This window comes from Paraburkholderia sp. BR13439 (assembly GCF_040948805.1).
Lineage (GTDB): Bacteria > Pseudomonadota > Gammaproteobacteria > Burkholderiales > Burkholderiaceae > Paraburkholderia > Paraburkholderia youngii.
The window spans coordinates 1-274 of sequence record NZ_JBFPKN010000192.1 but is presented as its reverse complement, the minus strand read 5'-3'; the positions used below and the strand labels follow the sequence as shown (position 1 = coordinate 274).

At 56.6% G+C, this 274-nt stretch carries 1 pseudogene; it reads left to right on the top strand.

The window, feature by feature from the left end:
- Positions 1-128: pseudogene (locus tag AB3X96_RS42825) on the top strand (IS5/IS1182 family transposase); the annotation flags it as partial.
- Positions 129-274 lie beyond the last annotated feature (146 nt).

The following is a 274-nucleotide window of genomic DNA, read 5'->3' as shown; positions in this document are numbered from 1 at the left end:
GGCTCAACCGTTTCCGGCGTCTCGCACGTGACTATGAACGGCTCCCCGAAACTCTCGCTGGGCTTCATTTCGTCGTCTTCGCAATGCTCATGCTTGTCCACGCCGTGTCAGTACTTCAAAGTTCCTAGTCGGGTCTGAATAATTCGCTTTCGGCGACGACGCCGTTCATGGTGTCGAAGCGGAAGCCGCGGAGCGGTTGAGCAATGCGACAAGTACAAGGACGTAAAAACGCCGCAGCTTTCTGAGGATCATGCGCAGGTTGTGGCCGGCACCA